The sequence below is a fragment of the Streptomyces sp. NPDC005141 genome, assembly GCF_053599975.1.
Genome location: NZ_JBSFYW010000027.1, coordinates 52074 through 74650 on the forward strand (window position 1 = coordinate 52074; position 22577 = coordinate 74650).

General features: G+C 71.5%; 19 protein-coding genes. 10 read left to right on the forward strand and 9 right to left on the reverse strand.

Annotation, left to right across the window (positions count from 1 at the left end; all coding sequences use genetic code 11):
• Positions 1 to 246: 246 nt before the first annotated feature.
• The 3 genes from ACWD68_RS21965 to ACWD68_RS21975 all read left to right on the forward strand — a co-directional run bounded on the left by ACWD68_RS21965 (position 247) and on the right by ACWD68_RS21975 (position 5428).
• Positions 247 to 1674 carry a hypothetical protein gene (locus tag ACWD68_RS21965; RefSeq protein WP_451808108.1) on the forward strand — a complete coding sequence of 476 codons (1428 nt, stop codon included), beginning with the start codon at positions 247 to 249 and terminating at the stop codon, positions 1672 to 1674.
• Positions 1675 to 1888: 214 nt separating this feature from the next.
• Positions 1889 to 3346 carry an alkaline phosphatase PhoX gene (locus ACWD68_RS21970; RefSeq protein WP_451808109.1) on the forward strand — a complete coding sequence of 486 codons (1458 nt, stop codon included), beginning with the start codon at positions 1889 to 1891 and terminating at the stop codon, positions 3344 to 3346.
• 501 nt (positions 3347 to 3847) lie between these two features.
• Positions 3848 to 5428, forward strand: a complete 1581-nt coding sequence (locus ACWD68_RS21975) for a TROVE domain-containing protein (RefSeq protein ID WP_451808110.1) — start codon at positions 3848 to 3850, stop codon at positions 5426 to 5428.
• A gap of 115 nt (positions 5429 to 5543) precedes the next feature.
• Here ACWD68_RS21975 and ACWD68_RS21980 read toward each other — a convergent pair whose 3' ends face one another.
• The 7 genes from ACWD68_RS21980 to ACWD68_RS22010 all read right to left on the reverse strand — a co-directional run bounded on the left by ACWD68_RS21980 (position 5544) and on the right by ACWD68_RS22010 (position 12953).
• On the reverse strand, positions 5544 to 6755 hold the full coding sequence (locus ACWD68_RS21980; protein WP_451808162.1) for a TerD family protein: 1212 nt from the start codon (positions 6753 to 6755) through the stop codon (positions 5544 to 5546).
• 105 nt (positions 6756 to 6860) lie between these two features.
• On the reverse strand, positions 6861 to 7850 hold the full coding sequence (locus tag ACWD68_RS21985; protein WP_451808111.1) for a zinc-dependent alcohol dehydrogenase family protein: 990 nt from the start codon (positions 7848 to 7850) through the stop codon (positions 6861 to 6863).
• Positions 7847 to 8698, reverse strand: coding sequence for a carbohydrate ABC transporter permease (locus ACWD68_RS21990; RefSeq protein ID WP_451808112.1), 852 nt, complete (start codon positions 8696 to 8698; stop codon positions 7847 to 7849). The genes ACWD68_RS21985 and ACWD68_RS21990 overlap by 4 nt, the downstream gene beginning before the upstream one ends.
• A complete protein-coding gene (locus ACWD68_RS21995) occupies positions 8698 to 9633 on the reverse strand; it encodes a carbohydrate ABC transporter permease (RefSeq protein WP_451808113.1) in 936 nt (311 codons plus the stop codon). The genes ACWD68_RS21990 and ACWD68_RS21995 overlap by 1 nt, the downstream gene beginning before the upstream one ends.
• On the reverse strand, positions 9630 to 11000 hold the full coding sequence (locus ACWD68_RS22000) for an ABC transporter substrate-binding protein (RefSeq protein WP_451808114.1): 1371 nt from the start codon (positions 10998 to 11000) through the stop codon (positions 9630 to 9632). Before ACWD68_RS22000 ends, ACWD68_RS21995 begins: the two co-directional genes overlap by 4 nt.
• A gap of 110 nt (positions 11001 to 11110) precedes the next feature.
• Entirely contained in the window at positions 11111 to 11872 is a 762-nt protein-coding gene (locus tag ACWD68_RS22005) for a DeoR/GlpR family DNA-binding transcription regulator (RefSeq protein ID WP_451808115.1), read from the reverse strand.
• 271 nt (positions 11873 to 12143) lie between these two features.
• The gene (locus tag ACWD68_RS22010; protein ID WP_451808116.1) at positions 12144 to 12953 is read right to left on the reverse strand and encodes an NAD-dependent epimerase/dehydratase family protein; all 810 of its coding nucleotides are present in this window, start codon (positions 12951 to 12953) and stop codon (positions 12144 to 12146) included.
• A 267-nt stretch (positions 12954 to 13220) separates the two neighbouring features.
• Between ACWD68_RS22010 and ACWD68_RS22015 the strand changes: the two genes are divergently transcribed.
• Both ACWD68_RS22015 and ACWD68_RS22020 read left to right on the forward strand, forming a co-directional pair.
• The gene (locus ACWD68_RS22015; protein ID WP_451808117.1) at positions 13221 to 14162 is read left to right on the forward strand and encodes a 5-dehydro-4-deoxyglucarate dehydratase; all 942 of its coding nucleotides are present in this window, start codon (positions 13221 to 13223) and stop codon (positions 14160 to 14162) included.
• On the forward strand, positions 14159 to 15364 hold the full coding sequence (locus ACWD68_RS22020; RefSeq protein ID WP_451808118.1) for a hypothetical protein: 1206 nt from the start codon (positions 14159 to 14161) through the stop codon (positions 15362 to 15364). Before ACWD68_RS22015 ends, ACWD68_RS22020 begins: the two co-directional genes overlap by 4 nt.
• A 96-nt stretch (positions 15365 to 15460) precedes the next feature.
• On the opposite strand, the gene ACWD68_RS22025 is transcribed toward ACWD68_RS22020, so the two are convergent.
• Positions 15461 to 16657, reverse strand: a complete 1197-nt coding sequence (locus ACWD68_RS22025) for an MFS transporter (protein WP_451808119.1) — start codon at positions 16655 to 16657, stop codon at positions 15461 to 15463.
• A 140-nt stretch (positions 16658 to 16797) separates the two neighbouring features.
• On the reverse strand, positions 16798 to 17400 hold the full coding sequence (locus ACWD68_RS22030; RefSeq protein WP_451808120.1) for a serine hydrolase: 603 nt from the start codon (positions 17398 to 17400) through the stop codon (positions 16798 to 16800).
• A gap of 180 nt (positions 17401 to 17580) precedes the next feature.
• Between ACWD68_RS22030 and ACWD68_RS22035 the strand changes: the two genes are divergently transcribed.
• From ACWD68_RS22035 to araD, 5 genes are all read left to right on the forward strand, one after another.
• Positions 17581 to 18168 (forward strand): TIGR03086 family metal-binding protein, encoded by a 588-nt coding sequence (locus ACWD68_RS22035; protein ID WP_451808121.1) that lies wholly within the window; start codon positions 17581 to 17583, stop codon positions 18166 to 18168.
• Between the two features lie 41 nt (positions 18169 to 18209).
• On the forward strand, positions 18210 to 19076 hold the full coding sequence (locus tag ACWD68_RS22040) for an MBL fold metallo-hydrolase (protein WP_451808122.1): 867 nt from the start codon (positions 18210 to 18212) through the stop codon (positions 19074 to 19076).
• 151 nt (positions 19077 to 19227) lie between these two features.
• Positions 19228 to 19884 (forward strand): GntR family transcriptional regulator, encoded by a 657-nt coding sequence (locus ACWD68_RS22045; protein ID WP_451808123.1) that lies wholly within the window; start codon positions 19228 to 19230, stop codon positions 19882 to 19884.
• Positions 19881 to 20789, forward strand: coding sequence for a dihydrodipicolinate synthase family protein (locus ACWD68_RS22050; RefSeq protein WP_451808124.1), 909 nt, complete (start codon positions 19881 to 19883; stop codon positions 20787 to 20789). The genes ACWD68_RS22045 and ACWD68_RS22050 overlap by 4 nt, the downstream gene beginning before the upstream one ends.
• Positions 20777 to 22507 (forward strand): L-arabinonate dehydratase, encoded by a 1731-nt coding sequence (araD, locus tag ACWD68_RS22055; RefSeq protein WP_451808125.1) that lies wholly within the window; start codon positions 20777 to 20779, stop codon positions 22505 to 22507. The genes ACWD68_RS22050 and araD overlap by 13 nt, the downstream gene beginning before the upstream one ends.
• Positions 22508 to 22577: the final 70 nt, after the last annotated feature.

Consider the following 22577-nt stretch of genomic DNA (forward strand, 5'->3'; position numbering starts at 1 on the left):
GTTTCAGCGGTGTACGAGACCTGTCGGACACATGAACCGGGCGGCATGGGTGGAAATCCGTCTAGGCTGAGCCGTTGGCACGGATTTCCCGGGCCGCCTTCGGATTCCCGAGTCCACCGGCGCCCGGCGGGATGCGATGCCCGCCGCGGTCGACGGTGCCCGCCACCGTTCGGCGCGGCTTCGGGCGAACCCCCGCCCGAACCGCTTGCCCTGCTTGTCGTGGTTGTTCGGAGGAGAACTCAGCCGATGTCAGACAGCTCTTCCCTGCCGCCCGTGCGGCTGCACTCCGAGGCGCGGCTGGCGCGGGACGCGCTCGCCGCGCCGCTGCTCTCCCGCGCCGCGCGGCTGGCCCGCTGGGCAGGCCCCGGCACCCGGGTGGGCGCGGGGGGCGAACTCGTCGACGAGCAGCTTCCCGAGGCGGCCGGTGTCCTCGGCCTGTCCGGCGACGACGCGGCCGCCTTCGCCGGTGAGGCCTGGCGGGTGGCCGTCGACACCGGGCTCGTCGAGATCGTGGACGAGCAGGAGGGCACCGTCGAGGCGGGCGAGGACCTCGCCGCGCTCACCTCCGGCGCCCCGCAGGACGTCCTCGGCGTCTGGCTCGGCGCACTCGACACCGTGCTGGCCGACGCGAGCGTGCCCGACCTCGACGATCTCGTCGAAGCCATGGGCGAGGGCGGCGAGATCGACCTCTCCTCCCTGGACTGGGACCCCGAGGCGGAGGCCGAGTTCCTCGACGGAGTGCTCGGAAATCTGTATCTGCTGACCGTCGGCGAGAACGCGCTCGGCGAGGTGCCGGTGCCGCTGCCCGCGCTCGCCGCCTCGATGATCGTGCCCGACGACATGGGAGAGCCCACCAACGACGTCCTGGAGCAGGTCTCGGACGCCATGATGCGGCTCGACGACCAGTTCCGGCTGCTGGAGCCCATCGGCCTCGTCGACTTCCAGCCCGTCGACGAGGCCCTGATGGCGGACGCCGACGAGGAGCCGGCCGCCCCCGTCGACGACACGGACGTATCGCGGTACGGCGTGGTCCGCCTGACACCGCTCGGTCTGTACGGACTGCGCGCCCGGCTGACGGAGGCGGGCTTCTCCGCCCCCGTGGTGGGAGAGCTGGCGGACAAGGGCGCGGACACGCTGCTGGACGGGACGGCCGGCTTCCCCCCGGCCGCCGCTCAGGCCGAGATCGAGCAGTGGCTCGCCCGGCGCGAACCGCTCCCCGCCGCCCGGGAACTGCTCTCCGCGGCACGCGGCGCCGACCCGGGCGGCCCGCTGCGCCGCCTGCACTGCCAGCAGGCGCTCTCGCTGGTCGGCATCGAGGCCGAGCCCGCGCTGCGCGAGGTCCTCGACGACGCCGAACTGGGCGGCCTCGCCCGCGTCTGGCTCTCCGAGAACGGCGCCCCCGACGTGCCCCCGCCGTCCGAGACGATGGTCTTCTGGCTCACCATCGACACGGTGGCGGCACAGCTCGCCGCCGAAGGGAACTCCACCGAACTCCAAGCCCTGGTCGAGGGACTGGCCCAGCAGCACAGCGGCTTCTTCGACATGGCCTGGCGGGTCGAACACCCCGCCGCCCCGGACGTCCTGGAAGCCATGGGCCGGCTGCACCCCGACAAGAAGGTCGCCAAGGAAGCCCGCAAGGCGGCGTTCAAGGCACGGTCGCAGCAAGGAGGGTGAGCGGCCGGTGACGCCGGGCGCCCGGCGCCCGGACGGACTGCTCCCCGGAGGCACGCGTTCCCCCGCGCCGGTCGGGTGGATTCACGGAAGCGGGACCCCTGAAGTCGGCGGGCGTTCAACTCGCGTTCAGACGGGGGCGGGACCGTGTGGCCGCGAACCGAGGCCGCCACCCGCCCCCCACGCAGTCCGAGCCCACCGTCACAGGAGACATCACATGTCGCTCACCCGCAGGGACTTCGCCAGACAGTCCGCGATCACCGGTGCAGGCGTGGCCCTGGTCGGCAGCGTAGGGGCCCTCGCCACCGCCCCCAACGCTCTCGCCGCCACGGAGACGGACACGGACGCCACGGCCGGGGAATCGGTGGCCGCCGGGCACGGAGGCGTCGGCTACGGTCCGCTCGTCACCGACCCGCAGGGCCTTCTCGCGCTGCCCGCCGGGTTCTCCTACCGCGTCATCACCTACAGCGGCAGGACCAAGCTGGAGTCGGGCGAGTTCACGCCCTCCAACCACGACGGGACATCCACCTTCGAAGGCCCGCGCGGCGCCACCCTCCTGGTCAACAACCACGAGCTCTCCGGCGCCCGCTCCAAGTGGCCCTACCCGGTGCCGCTCACCGAGGGCCTCGTCTACGACCCCGCCGCCTCGGGCGGCTGCACGGTCGTCGAGGTCCGCAGGGAAAAGGTCGCCGAGTGGGTCGGCATCGCGGGCACCGCCACCAACTGCGCGGGCGGCAACACTCCTTGGGGTACCTGGCTCACCTGCGAGGAGACCGAGGACAAGGCCGGCGTGAACGGCATGACCAAGGATCACGGCTACGTCTTCGAGGTCGACCCGGAGGACCGCCGCCGCAACAGGAACCCCAAGCCCATCAAGGCGCTCGGCCGCTACGCGCACGAAGCCGTCGTCGTCGACCCCCGGCGCGGCCGGGTCTACCTCACCGAGGACGCCTCGGGCCCCAACGGCCTGCTCTACCGCTGGACGCCCCCGCAGGGCTTCGAGCACGGCCACGGGCAGCTCCGCACCCTCGCCGACGACGCCGGATCGCTCCAGGCCTTCAAGTGCTTCGACTCCGGCGGCAAGTTCGTCGACGACCTCTCCCGGGCCACGAAGATCGGCACGGTGTACGGCGTGGACTGGGTCGACGTCCCGGACCGTGACGCCAGGACCGTGTCCGTCCGCAAGCAGTTCACCGACGGCCAGGTCACCCGAGCCCGCAAGCTCGAAGGCATGTGGTGGGGTGACGGCGGCATCTACATCGTCTCCTCCTACGCCCGCACCGAGAGCCCCGGCCAGGCGCACGACGGAGCGGTCTGGTTCTACGACCCCAAGCGCCGCACCCTGACCCTGAAGGTCCTCATCGGAGTGAACCCCGACCCCTCCGTCGACGGCGCCTTCGACGGTCCCGACAACATCACCGTCTCCCCGTACGGCGGCCTCGTCATCGCCGAGGACGGCGAGGGCGTCCAGCACCTCTTCGGCGCCACCGAGAGCGGCCGTACGTACCCGATCGCCCGTAACGAGCTCAACATCGGCACGGCCGAGGCGCCGGAGTACAGCGAGTTCACCGGCGTCACCTTCTCGCCCGACGGCAGGACCCTCTTCGCCAACATCCAGGTGCCGGGCATCATGCTCGCCATCACCGGCCCCTGGAAGCGTCAGAAGCGGGGCTGAACTCCCCCCGGTTTCCCGGCGATTTAATTCGCTCGCCCGACGCGCGGCCGCCCTCCTAAAGTGATGCATGTCCAGGTGCGAAGGCAGGACCTACTTCCACTGATAATGGGGCGGCCGCGGGTTCGAGTCCCGCCACCGGTACAACGCGCCGGTGTAGCTCAGGGGTTAGAGCACCTACGTCGGTTCCGTCGGCCTGAACTCTGGACACCACAACTTCATGCACCTCCCGGTGCGCGGGCCGCGGCTACTTCTCTCTCAAAGAATCCACGCCGCCGCCGACTTGATCTCGGGAGGCGCAGCTCATGGTGGGTGCCCGGTGCGCAGGCAACGGTTACTTCATTGGATCGGACGGTTGCGGGTTCGAGTCCCGTCATCGGCTTCGGGCCGGTGTAGCTCAATCGGTAGAGCATCTGGAAAAGTCCGTCGCCGACTCCTGAACTCGGGCACCCTCCATTTGCTGTGCCTCCCTCCGAAACACTCATGAATTCGGGGGAATTCACCATGGCACGCTTCAACACCAGGACGGCAAAGGCGCAGCCGACCTCTCGCGTGACGTCCACCGGCCGTGTGCTGCGGACGCATCAGGGCGGCCGGGGCCAGGAGCGCGACGCGCGCTCCGAGCTCTTCCTCCTGGCGGTCGCCGACTTCGTGTCGCAGCGGACCTTCTACGAGACCGGCGCCGACCGCGACGACCGGTTCGCCCGGCTCGTGCGCGAGCTCGCCGTCACCGACCCCTCCTGGACCGCCGCCCTGCTCGGCTGGCTGCGCGGCGAGGGCAACCTGCGCACCGCCTCGCTGGTGGGCGCCGCCGAGTACGTGAAGGCACGCCTCGACGCGGGCACCACCGACGGCCCCGCCAACCGGCAGGTCGTCGCCTCCGTGCTGCGCCGTCCGGACGAGCCGGGCGAGCTGCTCGCCTACTGGACGTCCCGGTACGGCCGCAACGTGCCCAAGCCCGTCAAGCGGGGCATCGCCGACGCCGTACGACGTCTCTACAGCGGCAAGTCGCTGCTGAAGTACGACACCGCGTCCAAGGGCTACCGCTTCGGCGACATCCTCAACCTCGTGCACGCGGCGCCGGACCCCGGCAAGGTGTGGCAGGGCGACCTGTTCCAGTACGCGCTGGACCGGCGCCACAACCCGGACACGGCCGTCGTCCCCACGTCGCTGCCCGTGCTCGTCGCCCATCGCGATCTGATGGCGCTGCGGCCGGAGGAGCGGCGCGCGGTCGTGACCGGCGCGCACGGTGCCCAGCGCCTGGCGGACGCGGGTATGACGTGGGAGGCGCTGGCCGGCTGGCTGCAGGGACCGATGGACAAGGCGGCCTGGGAGGCCGTGATTCCGTCCATGGGTGCGATGGCGCTCGTCCGCAACCTGCGCAACTTCGACGAGGCGGGGGTCAGTGACGAGGTGGCGGCTCAGGTCGCCGCGAAGATCAGCGACCCGGCGGAGGTCGCGCGCTCGCGGCAGTTCCCGTTCCGCTACCTGGCCGCCTACCAGCACGCGCCGTCGCTGCGCTGGTCGTACCCGCTGGAGCAGGCACTCGGCCACTCGCTGGCCAACGTGCCCGCGCTTCCCGGCCGGACCCTGGTGCTCGTGGACCGCTCGGGCTCGATGTTCTACTCGCGGATGTCCGACCGCTCGGAGCTCAACCGGGCCGACGCGGCGGCGATCTTCGGCACGGCGCTCGCGCTGCGGGCGGCGGACGCCGATCTCGTCGAGTTCGGCACCAGCAGCAAGCGGGTGAAGTTCCGCAAGGGCGAGTCCGTGCTCAAGATCATCGGGCGGTTCGGCGACCTCGGCGGCACCAACACCAGCGAGGCGGTCCGCGCGCACTACAAGAAGCACGACCGGGTCCTCATCGTCACCGACGAGCAGGCCACGTACAGCCACTACGGCGACCCGACCGAGCAGGTTCCGGCGCGCGTACCGGTCTACACCTGGAACCTCGCCGGACACCGCGCGGGCCACGGCCCGTCGGGCAAGGCGAACCGACACACGTTCGGAGGGCTCTCGGACGCGGCTTTCCGGATGGTTCCCCTGCTGGAGTCGGCGAGGGACGCGGACTGGCCCTGGGCCTGAGCGACGGCCGCGGCTTCCGGGCCGCGGCGACGCGTACGGTTCCCGGACCTGATCGGCAGGTGCGGCCCGCACTTCGGTGCGGGCCGCACGGCGTTCGCCGGGGCGAAGGCCCCGGTCAGAGGGACTGGGCCGCCGGCTTCACCATGCCCCGGACCGTGCGGGACTTGGCGAAGTCGCCCAGGGCGGTCATTTCCCATTCGCCGGAGAACTGCTTGATCAGCTTGGCCATCATGACGCCCGTCTGGGCCTCGGCGTTGGTGAGGTCGAAGCGGACGAGTTCCTCGCCGGTGGCGGCGTCGAGGAGGCGGCAGTAGGCCTTGGCCACCTCGGTGAACTTCTGTCCGGAGAAGGAGTTGACCGTGAAGACCAGGCCGGTGACCTCCTGGGGGAGGCGGCCGAGGTCGACGGTGATCACCTCGTCGTCCCCGCCGCCCTCGCCCGTGAGGTTGTCGCCGGAGTGCTTGATCGCGCCGTTCACGATCGAGAGCTTGCCGAAGTAGCAGCTGTCGATGTGGTTGCGCTGCGGGCCGTACGCGATGACCGAGGCGTCCAGGTCGATGTCCTTGCCGCCGTACGCGGGCTCCCAGCCGAGGCCCATCTGGACCTTGGCGAGGAACGGGCGGCCGCCCTTGACCAGGGAGACCGTCTGGTTCTTCTGGAGACTGACCCGGCCCTTGTCGAGGTTGATCTTGCCGGTGGCGGCGGGGGCGGCCGCGGGGGGAGCCGGGGGAGCGGCCGGGGCCGGCGGGGCGGTGAGGCGGAGATCCGCGGCCGGGGCCGGGGGCGTGACCGGGGGCTGCGCGGCTGGGGCCGCCGGCTGGGCGGCCGGAGCCGGCTCCTCCACGCTCACACCGAAGTCGGTGGCGATGCCCGCCAGGCCGTTCGCGTAGCCCTGGCCGACCGCGCGGGCCTTCCAGGCGCCGTTGCGGAGGTAGACCTCGACGATCACCAGGGCCGTCTCGGTGCCCAGCTGGGGAGGGGTGAAGGTGGCCAGGACCGTGTTGTCGTCCGCGTTGCGGATCGTCGCGGTGGGTTCGATGCCCTGGAACGACTGGCCCGCGGCGTCGGGGCTCGCGGTGACGACGATCTTCTCGATGCCCGGGGGAACCGCGGTCGTGTCGACCGTGATCGCGTCCGGTGCCGTGCCGCCGCCGGAGCGGTAGGTCACGCCGGGGCCGGAGGGCTGGTTGTAGAAGATGAAGTCCTCGTCGGAGCGCACCTTGCCGTCGGCGGTGAGCAGCAGGCTCGACACGTCGAGCCGCACCGGTGCGGTGACGTCCACCGTCACGCGGGAGACGGGGAGAGGGATGTTCGAGCCGGGGGTCATAGCTGTCATGACTGGGGTAACGAGCAAAGGCGCTTTACCGTTCCCTTACCCAAGGGTGAGTTGCGGGGGCGTAGGATCTTTCGCCCCCGCCGCTCGGACCACCCCCTAGGGCACGACGACGATCTTCCTTCCCACGCCTGAAGCGAACTGTTCCAGCGCCTGGGGATAGCCGGCCAGCGGGAGGCGGTCGCTGATGAAGACCGACGGATCGAGGACCCCGGCGGCGAAGAGTTCCGCCGCGCGTTCGAAGCTGTGCAGGACGGCCATCGAGCCGGTGATGGTGATCTCCTGGTTGTAGACGCGGTACGGGTCGATGGTGACCCGGGTCGCGTAGTCGGCCACGCCGAACTGGAGGAAGGTGCCGGCCTTCGCCACCCGGTCCAGACCGTCCTGGATCGCCGCCGCGTTTCCCGTCGCGTCGACGACCACGTCCCAGCCCTGGGGGCGGTCCAGTTCGTCGGCGCTCGCCGCCGACGCGGAGACGCCGAGCAGCCGGGCGGTGGCCAGCCGCTCGGGGTTCACGTCGACGACGTCCACGCTCGCCGCGCCGGTGCGCTTGGCGAGCTCCAGCATCATCAGGCCCATCGTGCCGGAGCCGTAGACGAGGACGTGGGCGCCGAGCCGGGACCGCAGGACGTCGTAGCCGCGGACGGCGCAGGAGAGCGGTTCGATCAGGGCCGCGTCCTGGGTGCCGACGTGCTCGGGGAGCTTCACGCAGTTGGCGACGGGGGCGGTGGCGTACTGGGCGGCGCCGCCCGCGGTGGTCACGCCGATCGCGGCCCACCGTTCGCAGAGGTTGTTGTGGCCCGTACGGCAGTACCGGCACTCGTGGCAGTACAGGGAGGGGTCGACGGCCACCCGGTCGCCGACCGTGAGCTCCGTGACCCGGGTGCCGACGCCGACCACCTCGCCCGCGAACTCGTGGCCCGGCACGATCGGCAGCTCAGGGGCGAACTCGCCCTGGAGGATGTGCAGATCGGTGCCGCACAGACCGCAGGCGGCGACCTCGACCACGACCTCGCGGGGGCCCGGCGTCGGGTCCGGGACCTCGGCGACGACCGCGCGGCCGACGGACTCGATGACTGCGGCCTTCATTTCACGGCTCCCAACGACAGTCCCTGGACCAGCTTGTCCTGGGCGGCGAACCCCGCGGCGAGCACCGGCAGGGAGATGACGAGCGACGCGGCGCACACCTTCGCCAGGAACAGGCCCTGACTGGTGATGAATCCGGTCAGGAAGACGGGGGCCGTCTCGGCGACCACGCCCGTGAGCACCCGGGCGAAGAGCAACTCGTTCCAGCTGAAGATGAAGCAGATCAAGGCCGTCGCCGCGATACCGGGGAGGGCGATGGGGGCTACGACACGGGCCAGGACGGTCGGCAGCCGCGCGCCGTCGATCTGCGCGGCCTCGATCACCGCGACCGGGACCTCGGCGAGGAACGACTGCATCATCCACACCGCGATCGGCAGGTTCATGGAGGTGTAGAGGATGACCAGCAGCCAGATGTTGTCGAGCATGCCGGTGTTCTTGGCGAAGAGGTAGATCGGGAGAAGACCCGCCACCACCGGCAGCATTTTCGTCGACAGGAAGAAGAACAGGACGTCCGTCCACTTCCTCACCGGGCGGATCGAGAGCGCGTACGCCGCCGGGAGGGCCAGCAGCAGGACGAGGAGGGTGGAGGCCACCGACGCCACGGTGGAGTTGACGAGCGCGGGCCAGGGACTCGCGCCGCCGCCCGTACCGAAGAACTCCCGGTAGCCGTCGAGCGTCAGGGCCGCGCCGAAGGACGGGGGGTTCTTCGCGGCGTCCGACTCGGAGTGGAAGGACGTCAGCGCCATCCAGGCGATGGGCAGGTAGAACACGACGCCCAGCACCCAGGCCGCCAGGCCCAGGCCGGCTCCTTTGGCGCGGCGGGGGCGGACGTGTGTCACGGTCGCGCTCATCAGCGGGACACCTCCTCGCGGAACAGGGACGACACCACGCGCAGGGCGAAGGTCGCGATGACGATCGAGCCGATGACGACCAGGACGCCCGCGGCGGAGGCGAGGCCGTTCTCGTGGGCCTGGTAGAAGCTCTGGTAGACGGTGTAGGGCAGGTTGGCGGTGCCCAGGCCGCCGGAGGTGAGGGTGAAGACCGCGTCGAAGTTCTGGACGATGTAGATCGAGCCGAGGAGCGCGCCCAGTTCGAGGTAGCGGCGCAGGTGCGGCAGGGTCAGGTGGCGGAAGACCTGCCAGTCGTTCGCGCCGTCCACCCGCGCCGCCTCGATCTGCTGGTGGTCGCGGCTCTGCAGGCCGGCGAGCAGGATCAGCATCATGAACGGCGTCCACTGCCAGACCAGGGATGCCTCGACCGCGAGCAGCGGGGTGGTGGAGATCCAGTCGGGCTGGGGACCGCCGACGTAGTGCAACAGCCCGTTGAGCAGGCCGTATTCGGGGTTGTAGAGCACGTGTTTCCACAGCAGGGCCGCGGCGACCGGGACGACCAGGAACGGGGCGATCAGCAGGGTGCGGACGATGCCGCGGCCCCGGAACCTCCGGTCCAGGAGCAGGGCGAGGACCAGGCCGAGGACGAGGCTGACCAGGACGACGGTGACGGTGAGCAGGATCGTCGTCCAGACGGAGTGCCGCAGATCGGCGTCGCTCAGCACGTCCGTGTAGTTGCCGAGGCCGGTGAAGTGGCGGGCCTTCGGGTAGAGGGCGTTCCAGTCGAAGAACGAGATCACCAGCGTGGCCACGAAGGGCAGTTGGGTCACCGCGATCATGAAGATCAGGGCCGGGAGCAGGGGGCCGCGGGTGGCCCAGGAGCGCAGCCGGGCGGACGGCCGCCGAAGGGTGCGTACGGGAGGAGCGGCCACGCGGGCCGTGGTCGTGGCGGTCATCGTCCCTCGTACTCCTTGGAGATCTTCTCGGCGAGTTTCTGGGACTTCCTCAGCGCCGAGTCGACGGACTGGCGTCCGGCGATGGCCGCGCTGATCTCCTGCGAGACCTTGGTGCCGAGGTCGGTGAACTCGGGGATGCCGACGAACTGGATGCCGGGCGCGGGGCGCGGCTGGACGCCGGGGTCACGGGGCCGGGCGCCCTCGATGGCCTCGCGGGTCATGTCCTGGAAGGCCCCGGCCTCCTCGCGGTAGGCGGCGTTGGTGTAGGTCGAGGCGCGTTTGCCCGCGGGGACGTTCGCCCAGCCCGCGGTGTCGCCGACCAGTTGCTCGTATCCCTTGCCGGAGGCCCAGGAGATGAACTTCCAGGCCTTGTCCGAGTTGTGCGAGGCCTTCTGGAGTCCCCAGGCCCAGGTGTAGAGCCAGCCGGAGGACTCGGTCTTCTCGACCGGCGCCGGTACGTAGCCGAGCTTGCCCTTGACCGGGGAGTCCTTGGCCTCCAGCAGGCCCGCGGCGGAGGTGGCGTCGTACCACATGGCCGTCTTCCCCTGGGTCATGTTGTTGAGGCACTCGGCGAAGCCGGACTGGGCCGCGCCGGACTCGCCGTGTTCGCGCACGAGGTTCACGTAGAACCTGGTCGCCTTCTCGAACTCGGGGGAGTCCAGGCGCGCCTTCCAGTCCTTGTCGAACCAGGTGCCGCCGAAGGTGTTCACCACGGTGGTGAGCGGCGCCATGACTTCGCCCCAGCCGGGCAGTCCGCGCAGGCAGATGCCCTTCATGCCGGACTCGGCGCCGTCGGCCGCGGCGGCCAGCTTGCCCACCTGGCCCCAGGTGGGGTGCGCGGGCATCGTCAGGCCCTTCGCGGCGAACACGTCCTTGCGGTACATCAGGAAGGACGACTCGCCGTAGAACGGCTGTCCGTAGAGCTTTCCGTCGGCGGCGGTCAGCGACTGCCGCATGGGCCCCAGGATGTCCTGCTCGTCGTACCCGCTGTCCTGGCGTACGTACGAGTCCATCTCGTGCAGCCAGCCGTTGCGGGCGTAGATCGGTATCTCGTAGTTGGACAGGGTGGCGACGTCGTACTGGCCCGCCTGGTTGGCGAAGTCCTGGCTGATCTTGTCGCGGACGTCGTTCTCCGGCAGCACGGTGAAGTTCACCTTGATGCCGGTCTCTCGGGTGAAGTGGGCCTTGGTGAGTTTCTGCAGCTCGACCATCTGCGGGTTGTTGACCATCAGGACGTTGATGGAGTTCCCGCCGGAGCCCGTCCCGCCCGCTCCGGTCCAGCAGCCGGAGAGGAGCGGGGTGAGCAGCGTCCCTGCGGCGGCCGCGGCGAGCAGTGCGCGCGGCCTCCGTCGGCTCGGGGTTCGCATGGATCACTCCTGGAGGAATCGGGAGACAAGGGGCGGAGCGAGGCATGGGGGTGCCCCGGAGTGGGTGAGTCGGGTCTTCACATGGGGTGGAGAGGGAAGTGGGTCGGGTTTCAGACGCGGATGACCTGCGGGCCCTGCAGCGAGTAGCGGTGTGCCTCGGACGCCGGGAGCAGCGTGCTCGTGACGATCGCCTCCAGGGCGCTGATGTCGGCGAAACGGCAGAAGCTGACGGCGCCGAACTTGGTGTGCACACCGGCGAAGACCGTGCGCCGGGAGGCCCTGATCGCCTGTGCCTTGACCTCGCTGACCGCCGGGTCGGGGGTGGTGAGGCCGTGCTCGCGGGAGATGCCGTTGGCGCCGATGAACGCCAGGTCGATGACGAAGCCGGCGAGCATCTTCGTCGTCCAGTGGTCGACGGTCGCGAGCGTGCCGGGGCGGACCCGGCCGCCGAGCAGCAGGACGCTGGTGTTCTCGGCCTCGGCGAGCGCTCCGGCCGTGGCGAGGGAGGCGGTGACCACGGTCAGCGGCCGGTCCCTGGGCAGTGCTTCGGCGATGAGCTGCGGGGTGAATCCCTCGTCGACGAAGACCGTCTCGGCGTCCCCGGTCAACTCGGCCGCGGCGGCGGCGATACGGCGCTTCTCGGGCACGTGGCTCGTGGTCCGGAAGGCGAGCGTCGTCTCGAAACCGGCGCTCTCCACGGGGTAGGCACCGCCGTGGGTGCGACGGACCAGGCCGTGGTCCTCCAGGGTGCGCAGATCGCGTCGTACGGTCTCCTTGGCGACGCCCAGTTCGCCGGCGAGTTCGGTGACGTCGACCGAGCCCGTGCGGCGCGCGGCCCGGACGATCTCGCGCTGCCGTTCTTCCGCCGTCATCGCCGTCACCCGCTCCCTCGCGCTCCGTCGCGCACTGCCCGTTCGGGCCCGGTGGAGCCCTTGAGGGAAGTTCTACAGCGGGTACCGGCCACTGACCAGGCCTGTTGCATGCCCGATGCTGCCCGGCTGTGCCCGTTCGACGCCGTGGCTGCCCGCGGCGGACCTGGGGCGGAGCGGGTGAGGAGGGGGGATCGGGCAGGGTCCGTGCCCGAACACGGGAGCGGGCGGGCCCGTTCGGTGCCCGCCCGCCGTCCCGCTTCCCGCCGCCGCGTCAGTACGGCCAGATCGGCGGGTGCGTCGTGAAGTGGCCGCCCAGGTGGGCGTGGTCCGGGTTGTCGGGGTCGAGGTCGCCCTGTTCGGCGACGAGCTTCTCGGCGTACGGCTCGGAGTCGTCGCGGGGTTCGTAGCCGAGGGCCCGCGCGGTCGAGAGGTCCCACCACAGGCGGGTGTTGGCGGACGAGCCGTGGACGACCGTGTGTCCCACGCCGTCGGCGGTCAGGGCCGCGTGGAAGAGGCGGGCCCCGTCCTCGGGGCTCATCCACACCGAGAGCATGCGGACGCTGGTGGGCTCCGCGAAGCAGGACCCGATGCGCACCGAGACGGTCTCCATGCCGTGCTTGTCCCAGTAGAACTGCGCCAGGTCCTCGCCGAAGGACTTGGACAGGCCGTAGAAGGTGTCCGGGCGGCGCGGGGTGTCGACCGGGATCAGGGGATCGTCGCCCTGCGGGCGCGGGGTGAATCCGACCGCGTGGTTGGAGGAGGCGAAGACGACACGGGGTACGCCCTCTTCGCGCGCCGCCTCGTACAGGTTGTACGTCCCCTCGATGTTCGCCTTGAGGATCTTGTCGAAGGAGGCTTCCAGGGAGATGCCCGCGAGGTGGATGATCGCGTCGACGCCCCGCACCGCCTCGCGCAGCGCCGCCCGGTCGGCGAGGTCCGCGGTGATCGCGTCCGGTTCGCCCTCGACCGGGAGCACGTCGAGCAGGCGCAGTTCGTAGCCGTACCGGGGCAGCAGCCCGCGCATCAGGGTGCCGAGTCCGCCGGCGGCGCCGGTGAGCAGAACGGTGCGGGGTGCGGGCATGCGGGGGTCTCCTCGGTGCGGGCCGATGCGCCATGGCGGGAGCTCCGCCCGGCGGCCGTATGCGTGTACGACATTCACATCCATGGACACGCTAAGGATCGCTGACGTGTTGCGTCAAGTGTCGCGCGGAGGGGTGAAATCCGCCTCCGTGTTGCGGGTTTGCCTGCTTGACCGGCCCCGAGGTGGCGGCTTAGCGTGGATGCGTTCAGAGATATAGACGTGGATCAGAAACGTGCACTCGGTGGGCACCTTTTTTAGGGAGAGTCCGTGACGTCAGCCCCTCTTGCCGCTCGGCTGAGCATCCCCAGCGGGCCGCTGTTCTTCCCCGTCACCGCGTACGGCCCCGGCGGCTCCGTCGATCTCGACCTCTACCGGGAGCATGTGCGGCGCGGGGTCGAGGCCGGAGCCGCGGCGGTCTTCGCGTGCTGCGGCACCGGCGAGTTCCACGCGCTCACGCCCGAGGAGTTCGAGGCGTGCGTGCGCGCGGCCGTGGAGGCGACCGCGGGACGGGTGCCGGTGGTCGCGGGCGCCGGATACGGAACCGCCCTCGCGGTGCGCTACGCACGTCTGGCGGAGGCCGCGGGGGCCGACGGACTGCTCGCCATGCCGCCGTATCTCGTGGTGGCCGGGCAGGAGGGTCTGCTGCGGCACTACCGGGAGATCGCCGCCGCCACCTCCCTGGACGTCATCGTCTACCAGCGGGACAACGCCGTCTTCACCCCCGAGAGCGTGATCGAACTCGCGCGCACCGAGGGGATCATCGGCTTCAAGGACGGGCTCGGCGACCTGGACCTGATGCAGCGGATCGTGAGCGCCGTACGCAGCGAGGTACCCGGCGACTTCCTCTACTTCAACGGGCTGCCGACGGCCGAACTGACCGGACTCGCCTACCGGGGCGTGGGTATCACGCTCTACTCCTCGGCGGTCTTCTGCTTCGCCCCCGAGATCGCGCTGGCCTTCCACCGGGCCCTGAACACCGGGGACGACGCGATGGTGAACCGGCTGCTGGACGGCTTCTACCGGCCCTTCGTCGACCTGCGGGCGCAGGGACGCGGTTACGCGGTCGCCCTCGTCAAGGCGGGCGTCCGGCTGCGCGGGCTGGACGTGGGTGAGGTGCGGCCCCCGCTGAACGAACCGACCGAGGACCACGTCAAGCAGCTCGCGCAGCTGATCGACCGCGGGTACGCGCTCCTCGAGGAGGACAAGTGAGGACGTCCGCCTTCCTGTACCCCTGGGACGTCAACGGGGACCCGGAGGCCGCGTCCAGGACGGCCGCGCTCGGCGTACGCCAGGTGACGCTCGCGTCCGCGTACCACTCCACCCGCGCGGCGACGCCCCGCCACCCCCGGCACCGGATCGTGACGGCCTCGCACGCCGCCGTGCTCTACCCGGTGGACGAGGCACGCTGGCAGGGGCGCGTCCTTCGCCCGTACCCGGCGGGGGACTGGGCGCCGGGCGACGCGTACGGCGAGGCCGCCGCCACGCTCGCCGGGGCCGGTCTCGACGTCCACACGTGGGTGGTGCTCGCGCACAACTCCCGTATGGGGGAGGAGCATCCGTCGACCTCCGTCGTCAACGCCTATGGGGACCGGTATCCCTGGGCCCCCTGCGCGGCCCAGCCCGCCACCCGCGCCTATCTCGCCGATCTCGCGGCGGAGGCCGCGGTCCGGCCCGGGGCGGCCGGCACGGAACTGGAGTCGCTCGGCTGGTACGGACTCGCCCATCTGCACGCCCACGACAAGATCGGCGGGGTGGCGCTCGGAGACGCCGGGCAGTACCTGATGTCGCTCTGCTTCTGCGCCGCGTGCGGGCAGGGGTACGGGAGCCAGGGTCTCGACGCGGGGGAGCTGGCGGCCGCCGTACGCGGGGCGCTGGAGCCGGGGTGGCGGGGGGCGCCGTCGGACGGGGGCTGGACCGGTGTCGAGAAGCTGCTCGGTGCGGAGACCGCCGGGGCCACCCGGGTGTGGCGTGACGGGGTGGCCCGGTCGCTCCAGGAGGAGGTGGTCTCGGCGGTCCGCTCCGCCGCGCCGGCCGGCTTCCAGGTGCTCCTGCACGCCGATCCGGTTTCCTACCACTGCGGCGCCAACGCAGGGGTCGATCCCCGGCACATCCTTTCCGTGGCCGACGGGGTGGTCGTGCCGTGCACCGCGGGCGCCGGGCCGCTGACCCCGTTCGCGGAGGCGGGCGCGAAGGGGCGGGTCCTGGCCGCCAACTTCACCGTGGTGTCGGGGATGGGGGGCCGTCCGGGGACCCTGGCGGCGGACGTGGCGCACGCGGTCGAGCTGGGCGCGACGGAACTGCGGCTGTATCACGCGGGGTTGGCCTCGGACGGGGATCTGGAGACGGTACGGGAGGTGCTGGCGGGGATGGGCCAGGGGAGTTCCGTTCCCTCCGCCCGTACCCGTCCGTGACGGGGGGACTGCCGTCCCCGGACTCTCGCTGAAGATCGGCCCCTCCGGCGTTCGAGGAGCGGGGTCCGGGGTGGAGGGGCGAGCACCGTCGTGCCTTCAGTCCGCCACCGGCGCAGGGGCGGCCCGGAGCAGCGGACCCAGGGTCACCAGCAGGATCAGGCCCAGCGCGGGGAGCAGGACGCGGTGGTCGACCAGTTCGACCAGGCCCGCCCCGAGGGCCAGGCCGATGGCGTTCGGGGCGTACAGAAGCGTGTTCAAGGTGGCGGAGGCGCGGCCCAGCAGGTCGGCCGGTGTCTCCTGCTGGACCGCGGTGTACGCGGCGATGAGCGCGCAGGGCAGTCCGACCCCCGCGGCCGCGCTGGACGCGAGGGCCACCGCATCGTCCGGAACGGCCCGGAGGGCGACCGCGACGGCGGTGAGGGCGATCCCGCAGGCGGCGAAGCGCCGTTCGCCCAGCCACCGCAGCAGCGGCCCGGACAGCAGCCCGACGGCGACCGAGCCGGCGCCCTGCGCGACGTACAGGACGCCGACGTACGCGGGGGAGTGGCCCAGCCCCTCGGCCACGGCGTAGACCGTCGCGCCGTTGATCCCGGCGAAGAGCATGGTCGTACCGCCGGCGAGGACCAGGACCCGGAGCCGGGGGTGTCGCAGGAGGTGGCGGACGCCTTCCTCGGCGCGGGTGCGCAGGCTCCCGGCGGACGTCCTGAGCGGCGGGGTCTCGCGGACTCTCAGCACCACGTACACCCCCGCGGCCAGCGCGAACGTCACCGCGTCCAGGAGCGCCACCCGTGCGCCGCCGTACGCGGCGTAGAGACCCGCCCCGGCGAGCGGGGCCACCAGTTTCATGCCCTCGTTGGCCGTCATGCGCAGGCCGTTGAGGTCGCCGAGGAGACGCTTGTCGATCGAGCCGGCCAGCAGGGCGGACTCGGCGGCGTCCTGGACCACGCCCGCCGCGCCGTAGACCAGGAGCACGGCGAACAGGATCCACAGGCGGTCCGGCCCGTCCACGGCGAACAGGACGGGCAGGAGCGCGGCCAGGACCAGATTGGTGCCGATGAGCAGGGGGCGGCGGCGGGTCCGGTCGGCGAGGGTGCCCAGGACGGGGCCGATCAGGGTGGGGGCCCAGAGGGCGAAGAAGCAGAGCGCCGCCAGACCGTTCGAGCCCGTCAGATCCTTGACCCAGATGCCCGAGGCCAGCCACATCGCCGACGTCCCGAAGCCGGAGACGACCACTCCGGTCAGATACAAACCGGCGTTGCGATCGCCCAGAACCCGCGCCACTGTCCATGTCATGGCAGGTGATCGTGGTGCTGAGGCGGGCTCGAGGGGATCGGGCAACCGCCTTAGGCGCGGGTGCTGCCAGGGCCCGCCGGCGGACGACGGCTCAGCCGCTCGCCCCAGGGGCGGGGCGCTCTGCCCCGCCTCTGGGTCCCTCAGTCCTTCAGCAGCGCGCAGACGAAGTTCTCCTCGACCTCGCGCAGCTCCTCGAGCAGTTCCGGCTTGGTCGCCTCGTTCACCTGGGTGGTGAGCGAGAAGGTCAGTGACCGCCGGCCGTCCGGGGTGGCGGCGATCAGCTGGGTGTAGCCGGGGAAGTTGCCGGTGTGGCCGAGGACCACTCCGCAGCGGGTGGAGTAGCGGAAGATCGCCGCTCCCGCTTTGTTCCTGCCGGGTCCCGCCATCGCGCCCCGGTCCACCAGACCCAGCGCCACGGCGCCGCTGAACGCCTTCGCCGTACTGGCGATCCGCGTGTGGTCGTCCGGCCGGATCGGGCGTCCGCTCTCGATGTCGGCGACTCCGGCGCGCAGGACGCGTGATGTGCCCTCCCGGCGCAGGACGGCGATGACACCGGGCGGGCCACCGGGGCTGCGCACCAGCTCCTCGAGCTGTTCGCGCAGCGCGCGGTCCTTGTCGCGGTCGGTGGCGTCGGCGTCGGCCGGTGCGGAGACGATGCCGGTCGGACAGGCGGCGGCAGACGCAGCCGGGGGCGGCGGGGCAGGTGCATGGGGTTCTCCCGAGTCGGACGGTGGCCGGGGCACGCCCAGCTTCGGCCCCGGTCGATCCACCCGCCTGCGCCGCTGCTGCGTACGGAGGAGCGGGCCGCCCGGCGTCGCGCCGTCCGGCCGTCCTGGTGCGGGGGCCCCGGTCCGGGGAACCGATGAGTTTCGGGTGCGGGCGCGGTCTACCCAGCAGTGGACACGAATTCTGAGGAGCATCGGATGACCGGCCAGACTTTCGACCTCGGGCCGCAGGCCCTGATCGTGGCGCGCCTCGCGGACGCGGTCACGGACGACCGGCTCGACGGGGCGACCCCGTGTCCGGACTACGCGGTGCACAACATCCTGGGGCACCTCGCCGGACTCTCCGTCGCCTTCCGTGACGCCGCGCGCAAGGACCTGGGCGCGACGACCGACACGAGCCCGGACTCCGCCGTGCCCGATCTCGGGCCCGGCTGGCGCGAGGCCCTGCCGACGGCGCTCGACGAACTCGGCGACGCCTGGCGTGATCCGGCGGCCTGGACCGGGATGACCCGAGCGGGCGGAGTGACGCTGCCGGGCGCGGTCGCGGCGGCCGTGGCCGCCGACGAACTGGTGGTGCACGGCTGGGACCTGGCGCGGGCCACCGGCCAGGAGTACGAGCCCGATCCGGCCGCCCTGCAGGCCTCGTACGTGTTCCTCAGGGCCGCGGCCGAGGATCCGACGCGGGGCGGCGGCATCTTCGGCCCCCTCGTTCCGGTACCCGACGACGCGCCCCTCCTCGACCGCGTGATCGGCCTCAGCGGCCGCGACCCCGGCTGGAAGCCGTAGCGGGGGGAGCGGGAGCCTCACGGGGTCCGTACGCTCCCCGCATGGCCCCCGCCTCCCACGTGCCCGACGCCGCCCCCGCCCCGGCCCCCGTCTCCGCTCCCGCTCCGGGACCGGCCCTCACGCTGACCGTGCTGGGTACCGGGTCCCCCCACCCGCGGCCCGGCCGCCCCTGCTCCGGGTATCTGCTGCGCGGCGGGGGCGCCGAGGTGTGGGTCGACGCGGGTCCCGGGACCTTCGCCGAGTTGCAGAGGCACACCGATCCGGCACGGCTGGACGCGATCTGGATCTCCCATCTGCACGCCGACCACTGCGCCGACCTCCTGTCCGCGATGTACGGGCTGGCGTACGGCGGGCTCACCCCCGCGGCACCCCTGCCCGTGTACGCGCCGCCGGAGCTCGGGCCCCGCCTCGCGGGGTTCCTCGGACAGCGTGATCCCGGGTTCCTGAGCCCCGTCCTCGACCTGCGATCCCTGTACGACGGGCACGAGGCCCGGTTCGGCGACCTGGTGCTCGACACCCGCGCCGTCGTGCACGACACCGAGGCGTACGGGCTGCGCGCCGAGAGCGACGGGAGCGTGTTCGCGTACTCCGGAGACAGCGGACCCTGCCCAGCGCTCCTCGAACTCGCCACCGGAGCCGACCTGTTCCTCTGTGAGGCCGACCTCGACCGGCATCGCGAAGGCGAACACCCGGTGCACCTCACCCCGGAGGACGCGGGATCGGTGGCCGAGGAGGCGGGAGTGGGGGAGTTGCTCGTCACCCACGTGGGACCCACGCTCACGCCCGGGTCCGCGACCGGGCGCGCCGCGGCCGTCTTCGGCGGCGGCCGGACCTCCACCGCGCGTGAGGGCGAGACCCGGACCGTCCGACGCCCCGCGCCCCGTACGTCACCGCGACTTCCTTTGTAAGAAGCGTTGACGAAACGCGGTCACGCTCTTACCTTCAACGCGTCGTACTTCGTACGTCATATATGAGACGCGATATGCGAGATCCGGGATCGATGTCCGCGATTCGATGCCCGGCTCCCGTGATCCGAGACGTGAGACCAGAGAGGCGCGCATGACCTCTGTGCCCACCCCGATCCCGTCCCGCACGCAATTCGTGCTGGAGGGGATCAAACACCGCATCCTCACCGGGCAGTTGACCCCGGGACAGGCCCTGGTCGAGACCGACCTCGCCGCACAGTTCGGAGTGTCGAAGACACCCGTGCGCGAGGCGCTCAAGACCCTGGCCGGCACCGGGCTCGTCGTGATGAACCAGTACAAGGGCGTCACGGTGCGCATGGTGGACGCGGACATGGCGCGCGAGGTGTACGACGTACGGCTGCTCCTCGAACCCGAGGCGCTGCGCCGGGCGGTGCGTCGCGGAGCCTCCCTCGACGCCGCCCGTGACGCGCTCACCCGTGCCGACGACGCCGCAGACACCGCCGAACGATCCCTGGCCAACCGGGAGTTCCACCGCGCCCTGTACGTGCCCTGCGGCAACCCGCTGCTCGCCCGGATGCTCGACGAGGTGCGCGACCAGGCGGCCCTCGTCTCGGCGGTCGCCTGGGCGGCCGATCCCTCCTGGGAGCGGGAGGCGAGCGAACACCGGGAGATCGTGCGGCTCGCCCTCACCGGCGACGCCGACGGAGCGGCCGCGGCACTGCACGCGCACATCGCGTCGTTCGTGCAACGGGCCTTCCCCCAGGGCCAGGAGGAGGACGGACAGGAATGACAGCGACGTTCGAGACCCAGCGGGCGGCCCTCGCCGAGGTCGTGGCGATCCCGGTGACCCCGTTCGCCGAGGACGGCACGATCGACCGGGACACCCACCGGGCCCTGCTGCGCCGGCTGGTCGACGGCGGCGTCCGCACCCTCACCCCCAACGGCAACACCGGCGAGTTCTACGCCCTCACTCCCGAAGAGCGGCAGCTCGTCACCGAGTTGACGATCGAGGAGGCCGGCGACCGGGCGGTCGTTCTCGTCGGCGTCGGGCACGACGTGCCGACCGCTGTCGCCTCGGCACGGCACGCCCGTGCGCTCGGCGCACCGATGGTGATGGTCCATCAGCCCGTGCATCCCTACGTCTCGGAGAGCGGCTGGGTCGACTACCACCGGGCCATAGCCGAGTCCGTGCCGGAGCTCGGCGTCGTGCCGTACATCCGCAACCCGGGGCTCGCGGGCTCGCGGCTCGCCGAACTCGCGGACTCCTGCCCGAACGTCATCGGCGTGAAGTACGCCGTCCCCGACGCGGCGCGCTTCGCGTCCTTCGCGCGGGACGCCGGACTCGAACGGTTCGTCTGGGTGGCCGGACTCGCCGAGCCGTACGCTCCGTCGTACTTCTCGGCCGGTGCCACCGGGTTCACCTCGGGCCTGGTGAACGTCGCTCCGGCCGTATCGCTGAACATGATCGAGGCGCTCCGGTCCGGCGACTACCCGGCCGCGATGAAGGTCTGGGAGCAGATCCGCCGTTTCGAGGAGCTGCGCGGCGCGAACGCCTCCGCGAACAACGTGACCGTGGTCAAGGAAGCCCTGTCGTCGCTCGGCCTGTGCCGCCGCGACGTCCGCCCGCCGAGCAGGCCGCTGCCCGAGAGCGAGCGCTCCGAGGTCGCCGCCATAGCCGCCGGATGGTCCCTGTGAAACGGCCCGAGGACCTGCGAAGCCATCAGTGGTACGGCACCGACGGGCTCCGTTCGTTCAGCCACCGGGCCCGGACCCGGCAGCTCGGATACCTCCCCGAGGAGCACCTCGGCAAGCCGGTCATCGCGATCCTCAACACCTGGTCCGACATCAACCCGTGCCATGTGCACCTGCGCGACCGCGCGCAGGCCGTGAAGCGGGGAGTGTGGCAGGCCGGCGGATTCCCGCTCGAGTTCCCGGTGTCCACGCTGAGCGAGACCTTCCAGAAGCCGACCCCGATGCTCTACCGCAACCTCCTCGCGATGGAGACCGAGGAACTGCTGCGGTCGTATCCGGTGGACGGGGCCGTGCTGATGGGCGGCTGCGACAAGACCACGCCCGCACTGCTCATGGGGGCCGCCTCGGTCGATCTGCCGACCGTCTTCGTGCCCGCCGGGCCGATGCTCCCGGGCCACTGGCGCAACGAGGTCCTCGGCTCCGGCACCGACATGTGGAAGTACTGGGACGACAAGCGCGCCGGTCTCATCGGGGACTGCGAGATGACCGAACTGGAGAGCGGGCTCGCCCGGTCGCCGGGGCACTGCATGACGATGGGCACCGCGTCCACGCTGACGGCGGCCGCCGAGGCGCTCGGGGTCACCGTGCCCGGCGCGTCGAGCATCCCCGCCGTCGACTCCGGGCACGACCGGATGGCCGCCGCGGCCGGGCTCAGGATCGTCGAACTGGTCCACAAGGACCTGAAGTTGTCCGGCATCCTCACCGCGGAGGCCTTCGCGGACGCGGTGACGACGGTGCTCGGTCTCGGCGGCTCGACGAACGCCGTGATCCATCTGATCGCCATGGCCGGGCGGGCCGGCGTCACCCTCACGCTCGACGACTTCGACCGGATCGCCCGGACCGTGCCGGTCCTCGCGAACGTCCGGCCCGGTGGACGGACGTACCTCATGGAGGACTTCCACTTCGCCGGAGGCCTGCCCGGGTTCCTGTCGCGGATCACCGATCTGCTGCACCTGGACCGGCCCACGGTGTCCCACGACAGCATGCGCGAGCAGCTGGCGACCGCCCGGGTGCACAACGACGACGTCATCCGCACCCGGGACAACCCGGTCGCGGCCGAGGGCGGAGTGGCCGTCCTGCGCGGCAACCTCTGTCCCGACGGCGCCGTCATCAAGCACATCTCCGCCGAACCGCACCTGCTCGAGCACACCGGTCCCGCGGTCGTCTTCGACGACTACCGCACGATGCAGCGGACCATCGACGACCCGTCGCTCGGCATCACCGCGGACAGTGTCCTGGTGCTGCGGGGCTCCGGCCCCAAGGGCGGGCCGGGCATGCCCGAGTACGGGATGCTGCCCATCCCCGACCACCTGCTGAAGCAGGGCGTCCGGGACATGGTGCGGATCTCCGACGCCCGGATGAGCGGCACCAGTTACGGCGCGTGCGTGCTGCACGTGGCGCCCGAGTCGTACGTCGGCGGCCCGCTCGCCCTCGTGCGGAGCGGGGACACGATCACCCTCGACGTCGAGGCACGGTCGCTCCGGCTCAACGTGGACGACGCGGAGCTCGAGCGCAGGCGGGCCGAGTGGACACCGCCGCCCGTCCGGTACGAGCGCGGCTACGGCGCGCTCTACAACGAACAGATCACCCAGGCCGACACCGGCTGCGACTTCGCGTTCCTGGCCCGGCCGGGCCAGGTGCCGGACCCGTACGCGGGCTGAACGACCCACGGCCGCGCTCCACCTGGCCGCTATCACGAAGTACCGGCATCACGAACGACCGGCATCGCGA